The organism is Phenylobacterium sp., assembly GCF_036495085.1.
GTDB lineage: Bacteria > Pseudomonadota > Alphaproteobacteria > Caulobacterales > Caulobacteraceae > Phenylobacterium.
Genome location: NZ_DASXNL010000051.1, coordinates 1 through 22,687, shown reverse-complemented (window position 1 = coordinate 22,687; position 22,687 = coordinate 1). Strand labels below are relative to the sequence as shown.

The 22,687-nt window shown below is 67.4% G+C and carries 26 protein-coding genes; 18 read left to right on the top strand and 8 right to left on the bottom strand.

Features of this window, described 5'->3' with window-relative positions; genetic code table 11:
- Window positions 1-7: 7 nt before the first annotated feature.
- Both VGI62_RS06785 and VGI62_RS06780 read left to right on the top strand, forming a co-directional pair.
- Window positions 8-703 (top strand): isoprenylcysteine carboxylmethyltransferase family protein, encoded by a 696-nt coding sequence (locus tag VGI62_RS06785; RefSeq protein WP_331503645.1) that lies wholly within the window; start codon window positions 8-10, stop codon window positions 701-703.
- Window positions 704-769: 66 nt separating this feature from the next.
- Window positions 770-895: a hypothetical protein gene (locus VGI62_RS06780; RefSeq protein ID WP_331503644.1), complete on the top strand. Its 126-nt coding sequence runs from the start codon at window positions 770-772 to the stop codon at window positions 893-895.
- Between the two features lie 12 nt (window positions 896-907).
- Here the strand turns inward: VGI62_RS06780 and VGI62_RS06775 are convergent, their stop codons facing one another.
- Complete coding sequence (locus tag VGI62_RS06775) at window positions 908-1,795, bottom strand: branched-chain amino acid aminotransferase (RefSeq protein WP_331503643.1); 888 nt, start codon at window positions 1,793-1,795, stop codon at window positions 908-910.
- A 77-nt stretch (window positions 1,796-1,872) separates the two neighbouring features.
- Between VGI62_RS06775 and VGI62_RS06770 the strand changes: the two genes are divergently transcribed.
- The 3 genes from VGI62_RS06770 to VGI62_RS06760 all read left to right on the top strand — a co-directional run bounded on the left by VGI62_RS06770 (window position 1,873) and on the right by VGI62_RS06760 (window position 4,646).
- A complete protein-coding gene (locus VGI62_RS06770; protein ID WP_331503642.1) occupies window positions 1,873-2,571 on the top strand; it encodes a response regulator transcription factor in 699 nt (232 codons plus the stop codon).
- Window positions 2,572-3,930 carry an ATP-binding protein gene (locus VGI62_RS06765; RefSeq protein WP_331503641.1) on the top strand — a complete coding sequence of 453 codons (1,359 nt, stop codon included), beginning with the start codon at window positions 2,572-2,574 and terminating at the stop codon, window positions 3,928-3,930.
- A 110-nt stretch (window positions 3,931-4,040) separates the two neighbouring features.
- Window positions 4,041-4,646 (top strand): class I SAM-dependent methyltransferase, encoded by a 606-nt coding sequence (locus VGI62_RS06760; protein WP_331503640.1) that lies wholly within the window; start codon window positions 4,041-4,043, stop codon window positions 4,644-4,646.
- Here the strand turns inward: VGI62_RS06760 and proC are convergent.
- From proC to VGI62_RS06745, 3 genes are all read right to left on the bottom strand, one after another.
- Entirely contained in the window at window positions 4,643-5,440 is a 798-nt protein-coding gene (proC, locus tag VGI62_RS06755; RefSeq protein WP_331503639.1) for a pyrroline-5-carboxylate reductase, read from the bottom strand. The two genes, VGI62_RS06760 and proC, sit on opposite strands and share 4 nt — an antisense overlap.
- A gap of 50 nt (window positions 5,441-5,490) precedes the next feature.
- Window positions 5,491-5,994, bottom strand: a complete 504-nt coding sequence (locus tag VGI62_RS06750; RefSeq protein WP_331503638.1) for a YbjN domain-containing protein — start codon at window positions 5,992-5,994, stop codon at window positions 5,491-5,493.
- Window positions 5,995-6,138: 144 nt separating this feature from the next.
- Window positions 6,139-6,411: an accessory factor UbiK family protein gene (locus tag VGI62_RS06745; protein WP_331503637.1), complete on the bottom strand. Its 273-nt coding sequence runs from the start codon at window positions 6,409-6,411 to the stop codon at window positions 6,139-6,141.
- Between the two features lie 120 nt (window positions 6,412-6,531).
- Here VGI62_RS06745 and lgt point away from each other — a divergent pair, with 120 nt between their 5' ends.
- From lgt to VGI62_RS06700, 9 genes are all read left to right on the top strand, one after another.
- Entirely contained in the window at window positions 6,532-7,401 is an 870-nt protein-coding gene (gene lgt / locus VGI62_RS06740; protein WP_331503636.1) for a prolipoprotein diacylglyceryl transferase, read from the top strand.
- On the top strand, window positions 7,388-8,446 hold the full coding sequence (locus VGI62_RS06735) for a class I SAM-dependent methyltransferase (protein WP_331503635.1): 1,059 nt from the start codon (window positions 7,388-7,390) through the stop codon (window positions 8,444-8,446). Before lgt ends, VGI62_RS06735 begins: the two co-directional genes overlap by 14 nt.
- Entirely contained in the window at window positions 8,443-9,210 is a 768-nt protein-coding gene (gene pgeF / locus VGI62_RS06730; RefSeq protein WP_331503634.1) for a peptidoglycan editing factor PgeF, read from the top strand. The genes VGI62_RS06735 and pgeF overlap by 4 nt, the downstream gene beginning before the upstream one ends.
- A 73-nt stretch (window positions 9,211-9,283) precedes the next feature.
- On the top strand, window positions 9,284-10,219 hold the full coding sequence (locus VGI62_RS06725) for a ribose-phosphate pyrophosphokinase (protein WP_331503633.1): 936 nt from the start codon (window positions 9,284-9,286) through the stop codon (window positions 10,217-10,219).
- 119 nt (window positions 10,220-10,338) lie between these two features.
- Window positions 10,339-11,412 carry a hypothetical protein gene (locus tag VGI62_RS06720; RefSeq protein WP_331503632.1) on the top strand — a complete coding sequence of 358 codons (1,074 nt, stop codon included), beginning with the start codon at window positions 10,339-10,341 and terminating at the stop codon, window positions 11,410-11,412.
- A 132-nt stretch (window positions 11,413-11,544) separates the two neighbouring features.
- Entirely contained in the window at window positions 11,545-12,198 is a 654-nt protein-coding gene (locus VGI62_RS06715) for a 50S ribosomal protein L25/general stress protein Ctc (protein WP_331503631.1), read from the top strand.
- A gap of 33 nt (window positions 12,199-12,231) precedes the next feature.
- A complete protein-coding gene (gene pth / locus VGI62_RS06710; RefSeq protein ID WP_331503630.1) occupies window positions 12,232-12,852 on the top strand; it encodes an aminoacyl-tRNA hydrolase in 621 nt (206 codons plus the stop codon).
- 57 nt (window positions 12,853-12,909) lie between these two features.
- Complete coding sequence (locus tag VGI62_RS06705) at window positions 12,910-13,659, top strand: tetratricopeptide repeat protein (protein WP_331503629.1); 750 nt, start codon at window positions 12,910-12,912, stop codon at window positions 13,657-13,659.
- 106 nt (window positions 13,660-13,765) lie between these two features.
- Window positions 13,766-15,511, top strand: coding sequence for a TIR domain-containing protein (locus VGI62_RS06700; RefSeq protein ID WP_331503628.1), 1,746 nt, complete (start codon window positions 13,766-13,768; stop codon window positions 15,509-15,511).
- Window positions 15,512-15,524: 13 nt separating this feature from the next.
- On the opposite strand, the gene VGI62_RS06695 is transcribed toward VGI62_RS06700, so the two are convergent.
- A complete protein-coding gene (locus tag VGI62_RS06695; protein ID WP_331503627.1) occupies window positions 15,525-17,036 on the bottom strand; it encodes an alpha/beta hydrolase domain-containing protein in 1,512 nt (503 codons plus the stop codon).
- A gap of 178 nt (window positions 17,037-17,214) precedes the next feature.
- On the opposite strand from VGI62_RS06695, the gene ychF reads away from it, so the two are divergent.
- Genes ychF through VGI62_RS06680 form a run of 3 tightly spaced genes read left to right on the top strand, consistent with a single transcriptional unit; the run spans window position 17,215 to window position 19,682 of the window.
- Complete coding sequence (gene ychF / locus VGI62_RS06690) at window positions 17,215-18,312, top strand: redox-regulated ATPase YchF (RefSeq protein ID WP_331503626.1); 1,098 nt, start codon at window positions 17,215-17,217, stop codon at window positions 18,310-18,312.
- Window positions 18,313-18,325: 13 nt separating this feature from the next.
- Complete coding sequence (locus VGI62_RS06685) at window positions 18,326-18,997, top strand: dienelactone hydrolase family protein (protein WP_331503625.1); 672 nt, start codon at window positions 18,326-18,328, stop codon at window positions 18,995-18,997.
- Window positions 18,998-19,001: 4 nt separating this feature from the next.
- Window positions 19,002-19,682, top strand: a complete 681-nt coding sequence (locus VGI62_RS06680) for a dienelactone hydrolase family protein (RefSeq protein WP_331503624.1) — start codon at window positions 19,002-19,004, stop codon at window positions 19,680-19,682.
- Here VGI62_RS06680 and VGI62_RS06675 read toward each other — a convergent pair.
- Window positions 19,679-20,164 carry a hypothetical protein gene (locus VGI62_RS06675; protein WP_331503623.1) on the bottom strand — a complete coding sequence of 162 codons (486 nt, stop codon included), beginning with the start codon at window positions 20,162-20,164 and terminating at the stop codon, window positions 19,679-19,681. The genes VGI62_RS06680 and VGI62_RS06675 overlap by 4 nt on opposite strands.
- Window positions 20,165-20,252: 88 nt before the next feature.
- Here VGI62_RS06675 and VGI62_RS06670 point away from each other — a divergent pair, with 88 nt between their 5' ends.
- The gene (locus tag VGI62_RS06670) at window positions 20,253-21,041 is read left to right on the top strand and encodes a hypothetical protein (protein ID WP_331503622.1); all 789 of its coding nucleotides are present in this window, start codon (window positions 20,253-20,255) and stop codon (window positions 21,039-21,041) included.
- Window positions 21,042-21,152: 111 nt separating this feature from the next.
- Here VGI62_RS06670 and VGI62_RS06665 read toward each other — a convergent pair whose 3' ends face one another.
- Window positions 21,153-21,998 (bottom strand): cytochrome c1, encoded by an 846-nt coding sequence (locus VGI62_RS06665; protein WP_331503621.1) that lies wholly within the window; start codon window positions 21,996-21,998, stop codon window positions 21,153-21,155.
- 5 nt (window positions 21,999-22,003) lie between these two features.
- Window positions 22,004-22,687, bottom strand: a 684-nt coding sequence (locus tag VGI62_RS06660) for a cytochrome b (RefSeq protein ID WP_414695645.1), incomplete at its 5' end; no start/stop codon positions are given.

Here is a 22,687-nt window from a genome sequence, read left to right as displayed (position 1 = left end):
TGGGGACATGGGCGCCGGCGCGAAGCTGATCCCCAAGCTCCTGGTCCAGCTCGCTGTCCTGTTGCCTGTCATCGCCCTTTTCCTGTTTGGCGGGGCCGGGACGTGGCGCTGGCCTTCCGCCTGGGCCTACATGACCCTCTTCGCCGCCCTCAGCATCGCGGTCAGCCTGTGGCTGGCCGTCATCGACCCGGCGCTGCTCGCCGAGCGGATGAAGTCACCTGTCCAGCCTGACCAGGAGGTCTGGGACCGATATTTCCTTGGCGGCGTCATGGTGGTCTATTTCGGCTGGCTGGCGCTCATGGCCGTGGATGCGCGACGAATGGCTTGGTCGCACGTCCCTTTATGGGCGCAGGTTGCGGGAGCCCTCTTGATCGTGGCGAGCTACGCCGGGATCGCATGGGTGTTCCGGACCAACAGCTTCGCCGCCCCGGTGATCAAGATCCAGGCCGAGCGCCACCAGAGCGTAGTCAGCAACGGTCCCTACGCGTTCGTCCGCCACCCGATGTACGCCTTCGGAATCTGGCAGTTCGTGGGCGGGCCGCTGATGCTTGGGTCTTGGTGGGGCCTGGCGCTTACTCCACTGATTATAGGCGCCTTGTCATTCCGCACGCTTGGCGAAGAGCGGATGCTACGGACTGAACTGGCGGGCTACGAGGACTATGCCCGCCGTGTCCGCTGGCGATACGCGCCGGGTATCTGGTGAACGGTCCGGCTGGCCGGCGGCTCGCGGCTGGATCGCGCGGCCCTGGTCGCCCATTGCCGCGCGCAGATGTCGCCGCAGAAGACACCGGCCCACTGGATCGAGGTCACCGAATGGCCGCCGACCGGTTCGGGCAAGATCCAGAAATTCGTGCTGCGCGACCGCTATGTCGCGCGTCTGCGAACTGGCGCCTGAGCCGCCCGCCGCTCAGGCCGCTACCAACTCGCGGCGCACCATGCGGGCATAATCGTCCATCAGGCTGAGGGAGATGTTCCCCGGCCGGAAGGTGTACTCGCCGATCTCCGCCACCGGCGTGACCTCAGCGGCGCTGCCGGTCACGAAGCACTCCGAGAAGCCGGCCAGTTCCTCCGGCTGGATGTGGCGCTCGATCACCTCAAAGCCCTTCTTCCGCGCCAGGCGGATAACCGACTGGCGGGTGATACCGTTCAGGAAGCAATCGGGCGTCGGCGTGTGGATCACCCCGTCCTGCACGAAGAACACGTTCGAGCCGGTCGATTCGGCGATGTAGCCGCGGTAATCGAGCATCATCGCATCGGTATAGCCGGCCTTCTCCGCGGCGTGCTTGGAGATGGTGCAGATCATGTAGAGGCCTGTGGCCTTGGCGTGCACCGGCTCGGTCTCCGGCGACTGACGCTTGTACTTCGCCCAGCACATACGGATGCCCTTGGCTCTCTCTTCGGGCTTGAAGTAGCTCGGCCAGTCCCAGACAGCGACCGCCACGTGGATCTTCGTATTCTGAGCCGAAACCCCGATCATCTCCGAGCCGCGCCAGGCGATCGGTCGGATATAGGCGTCGGTCAGGCCGTTCTTGGCGCAGGTGTCCTTGCAGGCCTGGTCGATCTGAGCCACCGTGAACGGGATCTGGAAGTCGAGGATCTCGGCGGACTTGAAGAGACGCTCAGTGTGCGCCGTCAGCTCGTAGATCTCCCCCCCGTACATCCGCTCCCCCTCGAAGACGGCCGAGGCGTAGTGGAGGCCGTGCGTCAGTACGTGCACCTTCGCTTCGCGCCAGGGCGCAAACTGGCCGTCCAGCCAGATCCATCCATCGCGGTCGTCGAAGGGAACGAGAGACATGAGAGGGTGACCTCCTTTCGTAAGCTTCCTCTAGAACCTGCCGAAGACGGCTGCGTCAAACAAAATGGGCGCCGGCGATGAGCGGGCAAGGCCGCGCTCGGCATCTGCTTATCGTCGACGACGACGATCGAATTCGCGAGCTCCTGAAGGAATATCTGGCTCGTGCAGGCTTTCGCGTGACGGCCGCCGCAGGCGGCGCTTCGGCGCGCAAGCTGATCTCGACGTTGGATTTCGACCTGGCGGTCTTCGACGTCATGATGCCTGGTGAGGACGGGTTTTCGCTGACACGCTGGCTTCGTGAACAACGGGCGCCGGCCGGGCGCACGCCGGTCCTGATGCTGACCGCCATGGGCGAGGCCAGCGACCGCATCGAGGGCCTGAAGCTGGGCGCCGACGACTACCTGGCCAAGCCGTTCGAACCGGAGGAGCTCCTGCTTCGCGTCGAGGCGATCCTGCGGCGCGCCCAGAATCGGCCGGCGAAGGGGGGGCCGCTGTCGCTTGGCCGCTGCCAGTTCGATCCGGACCGCGGCGAGCTGACCTGCGAGGGCGAGCCGGTGAAGCTGACCGAGGCGGAGGTGGCCCTGCTGCGCCAACTCGCCCGCACGCCGGACGAGCCGGTTGAGAGGCTCGAACTCGCGCGTGGGACGGTCGATCCCTCGGGCCGCGCCGTGGACGTGCAGGTGACAAGGCTTCGGCGTAAGATCGAAGCCGACCCCAAGGCGCCGCGCTACCTCCAGACTGTTCGCGGCGTCGGCTATCGATTGGCGCCGGACTAGATGGCCCGCTCCCTCCGCGTGATCGGCCGTTGGATCAAACGGCAGATGCCGAAGACTCTCTTCGGTCGTTCCCTGCTGATCATTGTCCTGCCGGTGGCGATCATGCAGATCGCCGTCACCTACGTGTTCTTCGATGCTCACTGGGAAACGGTGACCAGCCGGCTCTCGGAGGGCCTGGCGGGCGACATCGCATGGGCCGTGGAGAGCTACCTGGACGACCCGTCTCCCGCCGCTTTCGCCAAGCTGTCGAAGCGCGCCGAAGATTCCATGAGCCTCTCGATCGCGCTCCAGCCTGGCCGCAAGCTGCCCGCGGCGCGACGAGACGAGCCGGTGCTTTTCCAGCCGTTCCTGGCCCCCATTGACCGTTCCCTCGAACGCGCGCTTTCGGAGCGGCTGGACCAGCCGTTCTGGTTCGACACCACCCGCTATCCGGCTTACGTCGACATCCGCGTGGCGGTGCCGGGCGGGATCATGCGCGTGCTTGCGCCCAGGGACAGGGCGTTCGCCACCCAGGGCCATATCTTCGTGCTCTGGATGACGGTGGCGACGATCCTGCTGACCTCCATCGCGATCCTTTTCATCCGCAACCAGGTGCGCGCTATCGAGCGGCTCGCAAACGCTGCGGAAGCCTTCGGGCGCGGCGGCGACGTACCGGCCTTCAAGCCCCATGGGGCCAAGGAAGTGCGCCGCGCGGCCACCGCATTTCTCGACATGCGCGCCCGCATCCAGCGCCATATCGACCAGCGAACAACGCTGCTGGCCTCGGTGAGCCACGACCTGCGCACGCCCCTCACCCGATTGAAACTGGCGCTGGCGCTGGCTGAGCCCTCCAAGCGCAACGAGGCCATGAAGAGCGACCTGGCCGAAATGGAGCACATGATCGACGAGTACCTGGCCTTTGCGCGCGGCGAGGGCGGCGAGGCCTTGGAGACCGTGCACCTGCGCAACCTGCTTGAACAGGTCAGCGAAGGCGCGGTGCGGGCCGGGGCCGAAGTGAAGGTGGCCGCCGACCCGGATCTTACGGCCGAGGTCCGACCGAACGCGTTGAAGCGGGCGCTCTCCAATCTGATCATGAACGCCGCCGTGCATGGCGAGCACGTCGAACTGGGAGCGAGAGTGCGCGCCCAAGGCGGCATCGAGATCGTCGTGGACGACGACGGGCCGGGAATTCCCGAGGAGCGATACGAAGAAGCCTTCAAAGCATTCGGAAGGCTCGACGAGGCCCGCAATCAGAACACCAAGGGCGTGGGGCTCGGCCTCGCCATCGCTCGAGATGTGGCCCGCGGCCACGGCGGCGACATCACCCTTTCTCGGTCGCCGATGGGTGGCCTGCGGGCCGTCGTGCGGCTGCCGGGATAACCCTCATCCGGTGCGGGCCGGATGCATGACAGCAATTTCATGTTCCGCCACGCATCCGCTCGCTCGGTCGGCGGACACTATTGAGCGTGGCGGATCAGGGAATAACGCCAATGCAGCAGACAGAGAGACCCCACGGCGCATTCGGCGTCGTGATGGGATGGCTCATGGAAGGCCTGAACGCGCCGCAGAACCGGGCGACGGTCGATGCGCTCGACCCGCCGCCGGGCGGCGCGGTGCTTGAGGTCGGGTTTGGTCCCGGCCATGCGCTGGAGATGCTGGCAAGGAGCCGGCCCCTTGGATTGGTCGCAGGCGTCGACCACTCCGAACTGATGGTGAATGCGGCGCGGCGACGGCTGGACCGCAGCCGCGGCGCGGCTGCGCTCGATCTGCGGGTCGGCGAGGCCGGTGAGCTGCCGTTTCCGGATGAGCGGTTCGACGCGGTCTACGCGGTCAACTCCTATCACCAGTGGCCGGACAAGGAGGACGCCCTCGCCGAGATGACCGGCGTGCTCAAGCCGGGCGGCGACCTCCTGCTGTCGATCCGCGACGTCCGTGTCGAAGGCCGCTTTGAGCCGGCGGGCAACGGCGCCCAGACCGCCAAATCCGCAGCCGAGTTGCTGCGCGAGTTCGGCCTTCAGGTGCGCACGCGCGAGGTCACCCACTCTGCGAAGCGCGCAACCTTCCTGGTGCGCGGACGCAAATCCGGGCGGCTCTAGGCTCCCAGCTCCTTCGATCGGCGGATGGCGGCGCCGACGGCCTCGCGAAGTAAGGACGGCAGGCCACGCTCCCCGAGGAGTACGTTCAGGGCCGCCTCGGTGGTGCCGCCCGGTGAGGTGACCTGGCGGCGGAGATCCGACGGCTCGGCCTTGCCTTGCGCCAACAGGGCCGCAGCGCCGATGACGGTCGAGCGCGCCAGGCGGCTTGCCTCGTCCGGCCGCAATCCCGCCCCGGCGGCGGCGGCTTCCAGGGCCTCGATGAAGGCATAAAGATAGGCGGGACCTGAGCCGGAGACCGCGGTGGCCGCATGCATCTGGGCCTCGTCAGCCAGGTCCACCACCGCGCCCAGCGGCTCGAAGAGCATGCGCGCGCGGGCCCGCGCAGAGGGGTCGCTCGCGTAGAGACTGGCAGTTCCCTGCCCAATCGCTGCGGCGGTGGTCGGCATCACGCGGGCGACGGCCCGGCCGCCAAACGCCGCAGCGATGGCGCCTGAGGTGACCCCCGCGGCGATGGAAACGACCACCGCGTCGGCGGCGAGCAAGGGCGCATAGCGAGCGGCCGCCTCCTGCCAGGTCTGCGGCTTGACGCAGAGCATCACGGTGCCGGCGGCGGCCAGGTCGGCATCCGAAGGATTGAGCGCAGCACCCGCGGCCTGCATCGCCAGGGCCGCTTCGGAGGGCTGCGGGTCGACGATAATCAATTCGGCGGGCGCAAATGCATCAGCCCGCGCCCACCCGTCGAGGATCGCGCCGCCCATGCGCCCGGCGCCCAGCATCAGGATCGGTGTGGCCATTGCGCGAACCTAGCGAGCGCCGCGCCCAACGCAATCGCCGGAGCGCAGCCTTATGCCTCGCCGACGGTCTCGAACATGCACGCGGCGATGGCCTCGGAGGGCGACTTGGAGCCCTGCACAAGGAAATCGAAGGCCGGGTAGAACCGGTCGGCGCCTTCGACGGCCACGTCGATCATCGCTGCAGCCTGAGCAAGGCTCGGCTGTTCGCCGGTCATCAACGCCATGCCATGGCGGAAGATCACTTCACCGTCTTCCCAAAGCTCGAAGTGGCCGAGCCAGACGCGAGGGTTTACCTGCGCGATGAGGTCCTGCGCCGCGGCCCGCTGCGCGGCGGGTACGGTGAGATCCATGGAGAGGCAAAGCTGAAGGCAATCGCCCTCCGGGCGCCAGGCAAACCACAGTTCATAGTCCTTCCAGTCGCCGGCCAGGGAAAAGGCCAGGTCGCCATCCTCGGTGCGGTCAAAGGGAAGGTTCTCCGCCGCGAGCACGTGCTCAACGACATCGAGCGGATCGGCGCCAAGCTGGACGCTGTCGTCAGACGGGCTGGTGTCCATGAGACCCATGATCCTTTCGCAGCGGGCGGGGAGCAGACGGCCGCCCCCGAATCGCCTGCGATACTGAAATTAGTCTGCTTTGCAGGGAGCGCGTCATCCGGTTCTTGCGGAAGGCGACCCACATTCGCGTGTGCTGTTGCGTTTTCAGGCCGCGCCGCCTGACTTTGGGGCGCGTGCCTTGGGCTTGGCCTTAGGCGCGGCGCCGGACCGCAGCGCTTCGACTTCAGCGCGCAACTGCGCCACCTCGGCCTTCAGCGCCTCGTAGTCGTCGCGGCGGATGAGGTCGAGTTCGGCGACCATGCGGTCGGCCTGGGCCCTGAACGCGGCCCTTGCCTCTTCGCCGGCAGCCTGCGCGAGACCCATGGCCGCGGTCGAGAGCTTGGCCATCTCGTCGAGGAAGGGATTCTGTGTCTGCATCTCGTACTCTGGACGGCGGGCAACAGGTCCGCCGTAAGGCTTATATGACCCCGAAAGGGGTGAAAGCGAAGGGGTTCTCCTCTAAAGCGTGTGTTCCAGGAACGCCGGAGCCGCCCAGTCGTGACATTCCCGAACATCGATCCGGTGCTGATCCAGATCGGGCCCTTCGCCATCCGTTGGTACGCCCTGGCCTATGTGGCGACCATTCTGTTGGGCTGGCGCTATACCGTAGGCAACATCCGCAATCCCCGCCTCTGGACGCACCGTCCGCCGCCTGCGACGGCCGACCAGATCGACGACCTTATCCTTTGGCTGACGCTGGGCGTCATCGTCGGCGGACGGCTGGGCCACGTGCTTTTCTATACGCCGACGCTGATCTGGACCGACCCCCTCGAAATCCTCAAGACCTGGCATGGGGGCATGAGCTTCCATGGCGGCGCACTGGGCGTTTTGGTCGCAGGCTTGGCCTTCGCGCGCGCCAAGAAAATCGACGCCCTGCGGCTCGGCGACGTGATCGTGGCGGCAGAGCCGATCGGCGGCTTCCTCGTGCGGATCGCCAACTTCATCAACGGCGAGCTCTGGGGGCGGCCGACCAAAGCGCCCTGGGGAATGGTATTTCCGGATGGCGGCCCCCTGCCGCGCCATCCGAGCCAGCTCTATGAAGCGGCGCTGGAGGGGGTTGTGCTTTTCCTGGTGCTGCGCTGGGCGACCCACCGCATGAAGTGGCTGAACCGGCGCGGCGTGGTTATGGGCCTCTTCCTCACCGCTTACGGCCTCATTCGGATCGCCCTCGAAAACGTCCGCGAGCCCGACAGCTACATGCCCCACTTCCCGCTCGGCCTGACCATGGGAATGATGCTGTCCACGCCGATGGTGCTGATCGGCGTGTTTCTGATCTGGCGGGGTCTGCGCGAGCCGTTGCCGCCGGCGATCGCCGTCGTGGAAGCTGACCACGGCCCGACGGCTGCAGGCCTCGATGAGCCTGCGTGATCGGCTGGCGGCGCAAATCGCCGCCACCGGCCCGATCAGCGTCGCCCAGTACATGGCCGTTTGCCTGCACGATCCGGACTTCGGCTACTACGCCACCCGCCCGGCTCTCGGCGAAGGCGGTGACTTCATCACCGCGCCCCTGATCAGCCAGATGTTCGGCGAGATGATCGGCGTCTGGGCCGCTTCGGCCTGGGAGCTGATGGGCCGGCCGCAGGCTCTGCGCCTGGTGGAAATGGGCCCGGGCGACGGGACGCTGATGAGCGACATCCTGCGTACGGGGCGCCATGCGCCCGGCTTCCTTGAGGCTTCCGACGTTTGGCTGGTTGAAACCTCGGAGCCGTTACGCGACCTGCAGCGCGAGCGGTTGCCCGAGGACGTCCGGTGGGCGAAGAGCCTCGATGAGGTTCCCGGCGGCGCGCCGTTGCTGCTGGTCGCCAACGAACTCCTCGATTGCCTGCCGGCCCGACAATTCGTGCGCACGCCGATCGGCTGGGCGGAACAGGTGGTGGGATTGGACGCCCACGGCGCTCTGGCGTTCGGGCTTTCGCCGACGCCAGCGGCGGGTTTGCTGCCCGACGCCGCTCCCGGCCAGGTCTACGAGCAGTCCGCGGCCCAGGCCGCTTTGGGGGCAGACCTCGGGCGGCGGGTCGCGGCCGATGGCGGGGCTGCGCTGCTGATCGATTACGGCCGCGCTGAGCCCGGTTTCGGCGACACCTTGCAGGCCCTTCGCCGCCACGAGAAGGTCGACCCGCTGGCCGCCCCCGGCGAGGCGGACCTGACCGTTCACGCCGATTTTCCGGCGGTCAGCGCAGCGGCGATGGCGCAAGGCGCCGAAGCGGCGATCCTCACCCAGACGGCGTTTCTGGCCCGGATGGGGATCGGCGAGCGCGCCGAGGCCCTGGTCCGCGCCGCGCCGGAGCGCTCCGCCCGGATCGGCCGCCAGCTCACTCGCCTGATCGGCGCCGATGAGATGGGCGAGCTTTTCAAGGTCTGTGCGATCCATTCCCCTGACTGGACACCCCCTGCCTTCGAGGAGACCGCATGAGTTGGCCGCCCGTCCTGACCTCGCGCTTGCTGGAGGCGCAGGGCGTACGCCACGCCTTCTTCACCCGCGCCGGCGGGGTGTCCGACGGCATCTACCGGAGCCTGAACGTCGGACTGGGCTCCAAGGACGACCCGAGGAACGTACGCGAAAACCGCCGGCGCTGCGCAGCCCACTTCGGCGCGGAAAACCTGGTCAGCGTCTATCAGGTCCACTCCGCCACGGCGCTGGCGGCCGACGGCCCCTGGCCGGGGGACCCGCCGCAGGCCGACGGGGTGGTCAGCGCGACCCCGGGCGTGGTCTGCGCCGCGCTCGCCGCCGACTGCGCGCCGATCCTGCTGGCCGATCCGCAGGCGCGCGTCGTCGCCGCCGCCCACGCGGGCTGGAAAGGCGCGCTTGGAGGCATCGTCGAGGCGACCGTCGCTCAGATGGTGGCGCTCGGAGCCAGCCGCGCTCGCCTGCGCGCGGCCGTCGGACCCTGCATCGGCCCGGGCTCTTACGAGGTCGGCCTCGAGTTCCTTGAGCGTTTCGTCGAGGCCAACCGGGCTTACGAGGGGTTTTTCGCGCCTGGCGTCTCGCGGGACAAGCGGATGTTCGATCTGCCGGCCTTCGTGCTCGGCCGCTTGGCCGTGGCCGGCGTCGGCGTCAGCGAATGGCTCGGCCGCGACACCTGCGCGGAGTCGGAGGACTTCTATTCCAACCGCCGCGCGCTGCTGCGCAACGAGCCGGACTTTGGCCGCCTGGTATCGGCGATCACGCTGACCTAGTCGCCCTCAGGGTAGACTCACGCCTTTCCCCTGCTACACAAGCCCGCGAAATAGCTGCACTTGTGGGGCCCCGATGAAGCTGCTGGCCGGCAACTCGAATCATACGCTGGCGGAGGCGGTAGCCGCACACCTCGACCTGCCGCTGACCAAGGCGCAGGTGAAGCGCTTCGCCGACAACGAGGTCTGGGTGACCATCGATGAGAACGTCCGCGGCGAGGACGTCTTCGTGATCCAGTCGACCAGCTACCCGGCCAACGACAACCTCATGGAACTGCTGATCTGCATCGATGCGCTCAAGCGCGCATCGGCCAAGCGGATCACTGCGGTGATGCCCTACTTCGGCTATGCCCGACAGGACCGGAAGACCGGCGGGCGTACGCCCATCTCCGCCAAGCTGGTGGCCAATCTGATCACCCGGGCCGGCGCCGACCGTGTCCTCACGATGGATCTGCACTCAGGCCAGATCCAGGGGTTCTTCGATATCCCCACCGACAATCTGTTGTCCGCCCCGATCCTGGCGGCCGACATCAAGGACAATCACAAGAAGACCTCCGAGCTGATGATCGTCTCCCCGGACGTGGGCGGGGTGGTGCGCGCCCTCGCCGTCGCGACCCGCCTTAACGCCGAGCTTTCCATCGTCGACAAGCGCCGCTCGGGTCCGGGCAAGAGTGAGGTGGCCAACATCATCGGCGACGTGTCCGGGCGCCGGTGCATCCTCTTCGACGACATGATCGACGGCGGCGGCACGCTCACCAACGCCGCCCAGGCGCTGGTGGACAACGGGGCGGCGGAAGTCTCGGCATACGTCACCCACGGCGTCCTGTCCGGCGCGGCGGTCGAGCGGGTGAACGCCTCCATCCTGAAAGAGCTGGTGATGACCGATTCGATCTCCCCGCCGGACCGGGCGATGGACGGCGGCAAGATCCGCTACGTCAGCTGCGACAAGCTGATCGGCGAGGCGATCCGCCGCATCGCCAACGAAGAGTCGGTGTCGAAACTTTTCGACTAAGGCCCTACGGCTTTTTCCGTCCAGTCAAGCTTGCTTAGCCCCGGCTTGCCGTGCGAGTCCAAGCGTGTCGGGGGACGAATGCTAGAACGACGCTACGCGTCCGTGGGGAAGGCCCTCCTATGACCTCCGCTGTTTCCGTCCCTCGTCCGCCCACGCGGATCGTCGCCACCGTGGCGACCCTGGCGCTCACGGTCCTGCTGGCCGCCTGCGCTGCGCCCGCTCCTCCTGCGCCGCCGCCGCCGCCAGCGCCGGTCGCTGTAGTCCCGCCGATCAGCCTTTCGCCCCGCGTCATCGAGCATGCGGCCGCCTATCGGGCCTACATCACCCGCGCCGGCCAGATTTCGCCGAACTTCTCCGGCGCCAGCGAAGTCGCCGCACGCCTGAAGACCGGTGAGGCTTACGAGCCGGGACACATGTTGCGCGGCGCCATCGCCTATGGCGCCGTCGTGGCCCTACAGGATCCGGCCTTCGTCGCCGGCGTGCGAAAATTCGCCAACGACCCCGAACAGCGCCGCACCGTCGCCTACGAGATCATGAAGGACCCCGCCTACGTGGTCGGCCTCAGCGGCTCTGCGAGCGCCGCGGGCCTCGTAATAAACGTGCTTGGCCAAGACGGCCGCAAGCTGATCGAGACGGGCCGATCGGTAAAGCAGGCGGCCTATGAAGTGCAGCGCCAAGCCTGGTCCAAGGGTGACGTGGCGGGCCGCCCTGAGCGCCTGGCCCTCGCCAAGCAGTTGTCGACCACCCCCGCCCAGGGCGAGGTGGATGAAACCGCGCGCCTGCAGACCGCGGTGACCGGGGGCCAGCTGGGTCTCACGGGCGACGCCGCCAGCCCGCCCTACACGCCGCTGGTGATCCACAGTCTGGCCGTGGCCGCTCTGGCTGGTCTTGGCTATGGGGACGATGCGAGCCTGGCGCAGCTGATGCCGATCCTGGCCGAGCCGAATTCGTCGAACTGCCTCAGCATGTCGAAGCTCAACCTCTACCAGTGCCTGGCCGTCGCCAAGCCGCAATACGAGGACGTCTTCTGCCTCGGCCAGCACGCCCTGCTCGACACCGGCCACTGCCTGATGAAGGGCGTGGGCGTCGCGGAGCCTGTCGACCCGCGCGAGCAGGCGGCCGCCGACGCCGCGGCGGCCTCGGCCAAGGCGCCGGCCAAAAAGGCCACGACCAAGCACACGAAGAAGCACTGAGTTTTAAAGCCTCCGCCCGTTGCGCGGGCGGAGGCTTTTGTGTATCTACGCGCACCTTTCGGCCCCGAGTGGCCGCAATCCCCTGTGTCGCCGCGCACGCTCCGCGCGGCGGTTTCGTTTTGAGGCAAGGCCATGGCCGAGATCGTATTGAACGTTGAAGTGCGCGAGCGGACCGGCACGGGCGGCGCGCGCGTCACCCGCCGCGAAGGCATGGTTCCCGGCGTCCTCTACGGCGGCGACAAGGATCCCGTATCCATCGCCGTGAAGGCCAACGAATTCCGCAAGGCGCTCTACACCGGCAAGCTGCTTGGCCACCTGGTGACCCTGAAGTACGGCAAAGAGACGCAGCCTGTGATCGCCAAGGCCGTGGATATGCATCCGGTCACCGACCAGCCCGTGCACTTCGACCTCTACCGTGTCGATGTCCACCAGCAGATCAAGATCAACGTGCCGGTGCACTTCAACCACCAGGACGAGGCGCCCGGCATCAAGCGTGGCGGTACGCTCAACGTCGTGCTGCATGACGTCCCGGTTTCCTGCACGGCCGACCATATTCCTGAGGACCTGGTCGTCGACCTGACCGGCCTCGACATCGGCGCAACCATTCGCGTCGCCGACCTTAAGCTGCCGGCCAACGTCGAGTTCGCCATCGACGGCGAGACGGTGGTCGCCACCATCGCCGGGGCGATGACCGAGGTTGTCGAAGAGCCTGCCGAAGGTGAAGCCGCCGCTGAAGCCGGCGTTGAGCCCGCGGAAGAAACCTCGTCCGAAGGCGGCGAGGAGTAGTCCCGCCGCTCCGGTCCTGATCGGAGCGTCCGAATGCTGCTCATCGCGGGCCTGGGCAATCCTGGCGCGACCTACGCGAAGAACCGCCACAACATCGGCTTCATGGCGGTGGACGAGATCGCGCGCCGGTGGAACTTTGCCGCGCCCCGCTCGCGTTTCCAGAGTTTTGTCGCTGAAGGCGCCATCGATACGCCGAGTGGCGCGGTGCGCACGTTGATCCTCAAGCCGCAGACCTTCTACAACGAGGCTGGACGCGCTGTGGGCGAGGCCTTGAAGTTCTTCAAGATGGATCCCGCCGACCTGGTGGTGTTCTACGACGAGATCGACCTAGCCCCGGGGCGCTTCCGGATGAAGGCCGGCGGCGGGGCGGCCGGCAACAATGGGGTGCGCTCGATCACCTCGCAGGTCGGCCCCTACTTCCGCCGCGCCCGGCTGGGCACCGGCCATCCCGGCGACAAGGACCTGGTCCACGGCCACGTTCTGTCGGACTTCCACAAGGCCGACTTGAAGTGGGTCGAGCCGCTGATCCAGGCTTTAGCCGACGCCGCGCCGTTGCTGGCGGCCGGCGAGGACGAGAAGTACCAGACCGAGGTCATGCGGCTCGCCCCGGCCGAGAAGGCCGATCCCCGCAAGCTCGCCCGCGGGGCGGACTGACGCAGGGCCCGCCTATATCCTTGAACGCGCGCCCGAAAATTCTCAACTGAGCGGCCGATGCCGAGCATGCCTACACTCTTCGTACTCTCCCTGCTGACGGCCATCGCGCTGTGCGTTCACGCTGTTCGCACCGGGCGCGAGACCTACTGGCTGTGGATCATCCTGATGTTCCAGCCACTGGGCGGGCTGGTCTATTTCCTCACCCAGGTCGTGCCCGGCCTGACGGGCGGTACGACCGCTCGCCGCATCGGCCGCGTGGCGCGCGAGACGCTCGATCCGCATCGGGAATACCGGGAGGCGAAGGTCGCCCACGACGAGACGCCTACGGTACGCAACCAATCGCGTCTGGGCGCCGCTGCGGCGCGCCTGGGCAGGCCCGCCGAGGCCGAGGCGCTCTATCGCGCTGCGGCCCAGGGCGTGCACGCCGACGATCCGGTGCTGCTGTTGGGTCTCGCCAACGCCCTGCTCGACCTGCGCCGACCAGCCGAGGCGCTTGCGGTGCTCGAGCGGCTGGGGAACGACGAGGCGTACGGCCGCACGCCGGCGGCCGCGCTTGCGCTTGGCCGCGCCTACGAGGAGCTCGGCCGCATTCCCGAGGCTGACACCGCCCTGCAATGGGCCTCCCAGCACCTGCCCGGCTTCGAAGGCCTGGCGCGCTACGCCGCCTTCATGGCCCGCAACGGCCGCCGCGAGGAAGCCCGTGAGGCCGTCGCGGACATGGATCAGCGCCTCCACAAGCTGAAGCCGCAGTTCCGCAAGGAGGGCCGCGCCTGGCGCGACCTCGCCGCCCAGGCGCTCGGCGGGTAGCCTAAGGCCCCACCCCGGCTGCTCTGGCTCAGCCCACAAACGCTTGCCGACTGCGAAAGCCGAACACTAGGGTTCCGGCGGGGATCAGGGCGGGCCATTCTGCAGCATGTCGGACGTTTTCATCTCCTACGCCCGTTCCACGGAGGCGCAGGCGCGCCAGGTGGCCGAGGCCCTGCGGGCGTCGGGCTACGGCGTCTGGCGCGACGATGAACTGCCGGCCCATCGGGCCTATGCCGACGTCATCGCCGAACGGCTGCGCGCCGCCAAGGCCGTGGTGGTCGTCTGGTCGGCCGAGGCGGCCCGGTCTGAATGGGTTCGCTCGGAAGCCGAGAACGCGCGCGGCGAGCACAAGCTGGTCCAGCTCACCGTCGACGGCGCCAAGCTGCCGATGCCCTTCGATCAAATCCAGTGCGCGGACCTGACGGGCTGGTCAGGCGACGCGCAAGCGCCCGGGTGGCGCAAGGTGCTGGACAGCATCGCCGACCTGACGAAACAGACGGCGCAAAAGCCGGAAGTGCCGACCGCGGCGCCGGCCCGCCCGCTGTCGGTCTGCGTCCTGCCATTCGCCAACATGAGCGGCGACCCCGAACAGGAGTACTTCAGCGACGGCGTCAGCGAAGACATCATCACCGACCTTTCCAAGGTCTCGGCGCTCTCGGTCGTGTCCCGTAACAGCGCCTTTCAATTCAAGGGCAGGCATGTCGACCTGCGCCAGGTCGCCCGGCAACTCGGAGTGAGCCACGTGCTGGAAGGCAGCGTGCGCAAGGCGGGAAACCGGGTGCGGATCACCGCCCAGCTGATCGAGGCGACCCACGACAGCCACATCTGGGCCGAGCGCTACGACCGCGACCTCACCGACATCTTCGCCCTGCAGGACGAGATCTCCCAGGCGATCGTCGCCGCGCTACGCCTCAAGCTGCTCCCCGCCGAGAAATCGGCCATCGCGCGCCGGGGCACCTCGAACCCCGACGCCTATAACCTCTACCTGAAGGCGCGGAACCTCTGGGTCAGCGGCAACAGCGATCGTCGCGGGCTTGAAGAGATCGTGCGCCTGTGCCTGCGCGTCACCCAGATCGATGGAGCCTACGCCTACGCCTGGGTCCTGATGGCGTTGGCCCAGATGACACTGCACCTCCGACATGGGGCCGCGCAGGAGACTGGCCAGGCTGCCGCCGACCACGCCCTTCGGCTCGACGCAAATCTGGCCGAAGCCCATGCCGTGAAGGCCATCTACTTCACCGCCAACGAGCGGTTCGCCGAAGCCAACCCCGAGATCGAGCTCGCGCTGCGCCTCGACCCGGAATCCTACGACGTCAATCTGAGCGCCGGCTACGTGAACTTCCGGCAGAAGCGGCTGGATGACGCGGCCCGCTACTTCGAAGCCGCCGCCGCGCTCATGGACACCTCCTTCAGCGCGCCGGCGATGCTGACCACCTGCCTCGTCGCGCTAGGCGACGATCGCGGCGCGGAACACGCGGCGCGGATGACGCTGGAGCGCGCCGAGCGAGCGGTGGCGCAGGACCAGAGCAACGGACAGGCGATGGGCTTCGTGGCCGGCGCGCTGGCGACGCTTGGCGACGAGGCGGGGACCCGGGAATGGATCGCCCGCGCCCTGCTGATCGATCCGGAAAACCGGAGCATGCGCTACAACCTGGCCTGTGCGCTTGCACTGAATATGGGAGACTCCGAGGGCGCGATCGATCTGTTGACGCCCTATTTCCCGACGGTGACCCGAAGCGAGCTCAAGCACATGGCGGTCGACCCGGACATGGAGCGGCTTCGCGACCACCCGCGCTTCAAGGCCATGGTGGCCGAGGCGCAGGCCCGGCTGGCGTCGGCCGGGCCCTCATGATCGCGGGCTCGCGCTAGCTCCCCGGCCAGTTCGCCGCCGCCAGGGCGCGGATCTCCGGCGCGTCGGCCTTCAGGATGAAGCCGCCTTTCACCGCACTCGCGAGCGAGGCTTCGAAGCGCTTCAGGTAGTCGGCCTTGCCGCCCGGATAGAGTTTGGCCAGCGTTGTTGCGTCGAAGGGCTCGGTCGCGCCCACCAGGAAGCCGAACGGCCCGCCGGCATTGCCGAAGCCGGAGAGCCTGGCGGTCGGCGCGTCGACCCAGGGCGTGCGGATGCAGCCCTTGGAGTTGCCAAGGGCGTCGGCGACCAGCTTTGGCGCCTCGCCGGCCTTGGCCGCCTGTTCGAGCTCGAGGCGCGGCGCCTTGGGCGGAGCCTTACCCGTGCGCACCCAGCTCTCCAGCGCCGACATCGCCGCCATGGCCACATAGTGGTGCTGCGGCGCGGAATTGATCGGCTTGGCCATCTTGGCGCTGAACAGGGCGTCCGTCGGCTTGCAGAGCGGGGCGATCTTTTCCATCGGCGCGCTGCCGGAATCGAAGCCGCCTACGAAGAACATGTAGTTGTCCACGTGCGCCGTGCCCGGCATCTCCCAGATGCGCAGCTTGTCGTTGTCGGGCTGCTGCGCAGTCCAGAAGCCGCTCAGGTTGCTGCCGATCAGGTCGGTCTCCGAGATCAGCGTCATGACCGGCACGCGCAGGTCGGCGCGCATCTTCACGCCCTGCGCGCCGCGGGCGTCAGGCCCGGCCCGCATAGAGGCGGTCTCCGGCGGCGGGGCCCCACCGAACCGCGAGTGGATGTAGAAGCCGTCATACACCCGGGCCAGTGGGTCGATGGCGTCCACATAGCTCGTCATGAACACTGCCGACTGGGACTCCCCGGTGGCCAGCACCCGCTGGGCCTTCAGCGGGCCCAGGACCTTGCCGCTCTTCACCGCCGCGCCGGCCTGGGAGAAGATGTCGAAGGCATAGTTGTCGCCGGGGCGGACCAGGGTCCCGTAGCGCGCCGGATTTGCCTTCTTCAGCGGCATCCCCGCGCCGCCCAGGCTCTGGCCGCCCTCGACGCCCACCTTCTGGGCCGACACACCCACATAGGCGTACCCGCTGCGCAGCATCTCGCGGTGGCTGTAGGTCCAGTCGGGTCCCGCATCGAGGCCGCCGGTGACGTTCAGCCACTCGACCACAACTGTCCCATTGAATTTCTTCGGGTCCTTCGGGCGCACGACCACGATCCGCGTGGCGTAGGGCGCAGTCCCGGCGGGCTGGGCCGTCCAGGCGCCGTCCGGCGTCGGCTCGCCCGTCAGCTTGAACGAGGTCGCAGGCCCGGAGATGAAATATTCCTCGACCACATAGCCCTGCGCGCCAAGGTCGAAGGCGCCGAGCCCAAGGAACGGCGAACCCGCCGCCGGCGCAGGCGCGATGGCGGGCTGGGCTACTGCCGCGTTGGCTTGCCCGGCAGGCCCCAGGCCCATCCCCATCATCGCCACGGCCACGGCCACTGCGGCTGACCGGACTTTACTGCCCAATCCCATGATGTCCCCCTGGTCGCTTCGCCCTGGTCCGCCTCAGCCTCGGCTGCGTTTCACGAAGCCTAGACCGAAGCCGCGCCGCTGATCAGCCCTTCATCCGCTTTAGGGCGCGGCCTAGGCCCGCCCCGCCGTCCGTGCTAGGTCGCCCGACCGTCCGCTCTCACGATCCCCGAAAGACCCAATGGCTCTGAAAGTCGCCATCGTCGGCCTGCCCAACGTCGGCAAATCGACCCTGTTCAACGCGCTCACCCAGACCGCGGCCGCCCAGGCTGCGAACTATCCGTTCTGCACCATCGAACCCAACGTCGGCGACGTGGCGGTCCCCGAGCCGCGCCTCGATGCGCTGGCCGCAATCATCCCGTCGAAGGAGATCATTCCGGCGCGGATCAACTTCGTCGACGTGGCCGGGCTGGTCCGCGGCGCATCGAAGGGTGAGGGCCTCGGAAACCAGTTCCTCGCCAACATCCGCGACACCGATGCGGTGGCTTTCGTCACACGCTGCTTCATCGACGACGACGTGACCCACGTCGAGGGTAAGGTCGATCCGCTGGCCGATCTCGAGACCATCGAGACCGAGCTGATGCTGGCCGACCTGGAAAGCCTGGAAAAGCGGGTCGCCAACCTCGAGAAGCGGGCGAAGACCGGCGACAAGGACAGCGCCCAGACGTTGCGGCTGGTCCAACTCGCGCTCACCGAGCTCAACGCCGGCCACCCGGCGCGCAGGGCCAGCATTGCGGCCGAGGACGACAAGGCCTGGCGCATGTTACAGCTCCTGACCTCCAAGCCCGCCCTTTACGTCTCGAACGTGGACGAAGCCTCCGCCGCCAACGGCAATGAGCTTTCGGAGAAGGTCGCCGAGCGGGCCAAGCGCGACGGCGCTGACCACGTGGTGATCTCCGCCAAGATCGAGAGCGAGATCGCCCTCCTGGACGCAGGCGAGCGCGGGGAGTTCCTGGAGACCCTGGACCTCACCGAGCCTGGCCTGAACAAACTGATCCGGGAGGCCTATCATCTCCTGGGTCTTCAGACCTATTTCACCGTCGGCCCAAAGGAGGCCCGCGCCTGGACGATCCACAAGGGCGACACCGCCCCTCAGGCTGCCGGCGTGATCCATACGGACTTCGAGAAGGGCTTCATCCGCGCAGAGACCATCGCCTACGATGACTACGTCCGCCTGAAGGGCGAGGCCGGGGCGCGAGACGCCGGCAAGCTCCGCCAGGAGGGCAAGGAGTATGTCGTCAAAGACGGCGACGTGATGAACTTCCGCTTCAACGTCTAAGGGGGAACGAACCATGGCCGAGACAATCAAGCTTGCGGGCGCTGACGGCTTCGAGTTCGCCGCCTACCACGAGCCCGCCTTCACACCGCGCAAGGGCGGGGTGATCGTGATCCAGGAGATTTTCGGCATCGACCAGCACGTGCGCGCCGATGTCGAGCGATGGGCGAAGATGGGCTACGAGGCGATCGCGCCCTCGCTCTACGATCGCCGCGAGCCGGGGTTCACCGCCGGCCACGATCCCGAGGGCCTGAAGGCCGGCGTCGCGCACGCCATGGGCACCCCCCTCGACCAAGCGCTCGGCGATATCGCAGCCTGCCGCGACTTTCTGAAGGCTCACGGGCAAAAGGTTTGCGTCGTGGGATACTGCTACGGCGGTTCCCTGGCCTGGCTGGCGGCCGGCAAGGTCGAGGGTATCTCCGCCGCGTCGAGCTACTACGGCAGCCTCGTGAAAGCGAATGCCGCCCTGGAACCCGCCTGTCCGGTGATCGTCCACCTGGGCCGCACCGATCCAGGAATCCCCGCCGACGAGGTCGCCGCCGAGGTGGGCAAGCATCATCCGGACGTGCCGGTCTACATCTACGAGGGCGCCGGCCACGGCTTCAACAATGAGAGCCCGGAGCGGTACAACGCAGAGGCCTCCGACCTCGCGCGCCACCGCACCCTCGAACTCTTCGACAAGGCCTAGGGCGGTGGGTGAGACCGTCGGCCTGGCGAGCGGCAGTGACGGTTTCCAGTTCGACGCCTATCACGCCGGGGTCAGCGACGCGCGGCGCGGCGGCCTGGTCATCCTCCATGCCATCTGGGGGGTCACGCCGCATTTGCGAGAGCTTGCCGACGAATACGCCGAGCTTGGCTACGAGACCCTCGTGCCGAGCATGTTCGACCGGTTCCAGAAGGGCTTTGCCGAACGAAACAGCGACCCGGCGTTGATGGCCCAGCAGATGGGGTTCGGCGAAAGGGCGCGCTGGGGCGCAGACGTACTGGACGCCGTGCAGGCGGCGATCGACGCCCTGGAGCCGCCGGTGTTTGCGATGGGCTTCTGCTTCGGTGGCACCACGGCTTGGCTTGCCGCTGCGCGCTGCTCGGGCCTGGCTGCGGTAGCGTCGTTCTATGGCGGCCAGATTGTCCACTACCTGCGCGAGACGCCCCGGGCTCCGACGATCCTGCACCTTGGCAAGCACGATGAACTGATCCCGCCCGCCGACGCCGCGGCGATCCGCGAGGCTCATCCCGATTTGCAGGTCTTCATGTACGACGCCGGCCATGCCTTCGTGGCGCCGAACGGCTACCATGAGGACTCCGCGCGGCTTTCCAAACTAAGGACGCTCGCCCATTTCTCGCGCAACAGCGGGGTCCGCGGCGAGGTCTAGATATCGGCGCCGGGCTTCTCCTCGATCCGCTTGCGTATGTCCGGCACCGCCTCAAGCGCGCGAACCAGGATCGCCTGGGCGGCCAGTATGCCTATGCCTGCGGCGTAGGCGGAGAAGACGTTGGCCCCGACCTGACCGGCGCGCGAAGCGCGGCCAACCTCCTCCCAGATGAACAGGCCTGCCCCAAGCAGCAGCGCCATTCCGATCACCACCGAGCCCGGCGACTGGCCGAACCCCGCCTGGAAGCTCATCCAGACATATTTGGCCAGGCCACGCTTCAGGGGCGCTACGAGCAGCGGGATGGCGAGAGAGAATCCCAGGTAAGCGGCCGGCCAGAGCACCGTCCAGCGCAGGACCATCGCCGGTCCTCCGGGAAGTCGGCCGAGCGCGTCGATCACGGCGGCGGCGTAGATCAGGCAGGCGGCCGCGACCGTCAGATCCTGCATACGCTTGAAGTTCCGCCAGGCGGGCGTGAAGGTCATCGAGACGATTGTAGGATGGCTTTGGGCGGTCGTAAGGCGCCGTCGCCGTACCTGACAAGCTTGGCTATGTTGGCAGGGTGATCCGCCCGTGAGTCGCTCCGCCTTCCCCCTTTCCGTGCTTCTGACGCTGGCCGCGACTCCGGCCTGGGCCGGCGCGGCCGCCTGCTGGTTCGAACACGGCGTCGTGGTTGTGGGCGCCGAGGTGATGGGCGTGCCCGGCGACTACATCTTAGACACCGCAACCCCGCACACCTTCCTCGCGGAAACCCAGGCTCAGACGGCAGGTTACGTCGAGACGGCTCTGACGGGCGACGTGCGGGTGGCGGGCATGAAGTTGCGCGGCCAGAAGGTCGCGGTCGCGGACCTCGATATGCGCACCGGCGCTCTGCCCACGCCCATCGCCGGCGTAATCGGGGCCGATGTCCTCAAGGCCTTCGTGCTGGACTTAAGCTTCGCGCCCTGTCGCGTGACCCTGTCGCGCGCCGGACATGCGCCGCGATTCCCGTCACGGACTGCGCTGCCGATCCATTGGGTCGCCGAGCGGCCGGTGGTGAGGGCCGCCGTCTCGGACGGGCTGCAGGCCCTGGCGGGCGCGTTCGCGCCTGCCACCGGGGGCGACACCGCCGTACGTCTCAGCGACGCCCTGGCCGGCGCCCCGGGCGCGGCCAAACCGAACGAACTCTATCCCTATGGAGTGCTGCGGCCGCGCCTGCGAGCGCTGTCGATCTCCGGCGCGCTCATCGAGAACCTGCCTGCGGGCCTGATAAAGGCCGAGGATCCCGGGCTGGCCGGTGAGATCGGCGCGCCTTTACTCTCGCGCTATCGGCTGCGCTTCGATTTTCCGGCGCGCAAACTGCTGCTGGCTCCCGCGCATTAGGCTGCCGAGGTCCGCAAAAACGCGGGCAGCGAGCAACTTAGGGCGTCCTGATGCGGAAAGGGCCCCGGCGATCAGCCGGGGCCCTCACCCGTCTCTTGAAAGGCGTCGACCCTAGTGGGCCACGTTCTTCCAGATCTTGCGGTAGCTTGCGTAGAGCAGGCCGGAGAAGATCAGCAGATAGATCATAGCGCCCAGGCCGAAGGCTTTGCGCTCTTCCATCCTGGGGTCCGAGGCCCACGCGAGGAAGGCGGCCACGTCCTGGGCTTCCTCCCTGACAGTCGAGGGCTTGCCGTCGTCGAAGGTCACCTTACCGTCAGCTAGCGGCGGTGGCATGGCGATGAAGCCGCCCACCGGGATGTGATCCTTCGGGCCTGCCCAGTTACCGCTCATGTCGCCCGGCATGTAGGGGTCGTAGTACTTGCCCGCCGGCACCGTCATCCCTTTCGGCGCCTGCTTGAAGCCGGTCAGGATCGAATAGATGTAGGCTGGACCGCCTTCGCGCGCCTTGGTGATCACCGACAGGTCGGGCGGCAGAGCGCCGCCGTTGGAGGCCCGCGCGGCGAACTCGTTGGCGAACGGAGCCGGGAACCGGTCGGCCGGCGTGGCGGGACGCGAGATCACATCGCCCGTGTCGGTGTCGATGTCCTTGACCTGGATATCGTGCGCCAGGGACTTCACATAAGGGTTGTCATTCGGGTTCTGGTACTTCGGGTCGAAGAACGGCCCACCCTTCTGACCGAGATTCCGGAAGTACATCAGGTTCATCGAGTGGCAGGCCGAGCAGACCTCCCGATAGACCTTGTAGCCCCGCTGGACCTGTTCCTTGTCGAACTTGCCGAACGGCCCCTCGAACGACCAGTGGATGTCGCGGGGCTCCTCCTGCGTTGTCGCCGCCAGCGTCGGGCCGGCGACGAAAGCCAGCCCGAGCGCCGCGAGCGCAAAACCTCTACGCAGCATCAGGCTCAACCCCTCTTTTCAGGCGACGCCACGGCGCCTGAAGGCGCGGCGGCGGGATGCGACAGGACGGGCGTGGAGATCGACTCCGGCACCGGCAGCGGGGTCTCGAAAAGGCCCAGCAGCGGTGTGATCACCCAGAAATAGACGAAGTAGTAGAGGGACGTGATCCGCGAGAGCCAAACGAAGCTGTTGAGGTTCGCGTCGAGCAGCTGCGGCCCCGAAAGCGCCGGGATCACCGGGTCATCCGGCGAATGGGCGCCGCAGAAACCCAGCACGATGCAGGTCACGAAGAAGATCACGTAGTAGAGCCGCGCCGTGGGGCGGTAGCGCATGGAGCGCACCTTTGAGGTGTCGAGCCACGGCAGGACGAACAGCGTCGCGATGGCGCCGAACATCAGGAGCACGCCCATGAGCTTGTTCGGAACGGCCCTAAGGATTGCGTAGAACGGCAACAGGTACCATTCGGGCACGATGTGCTGCGGTGTCACCAGCGGGTTGGCCGGCACGTAGTTGACCGCATCGCCCAGCGCATCGGGCATATAGAAGACGAACACCGCGTACATGATCAGGAAGACCGAAATCGCGAACCCGTCCTTCACCGTGTAGTACGGGTGGAAGGGGACGGTGTCCTCCTTCGACGTCACGTTCACGCCGGTCGGGTTGTTGTTCCCCGGCACGTGCAGCGCCCA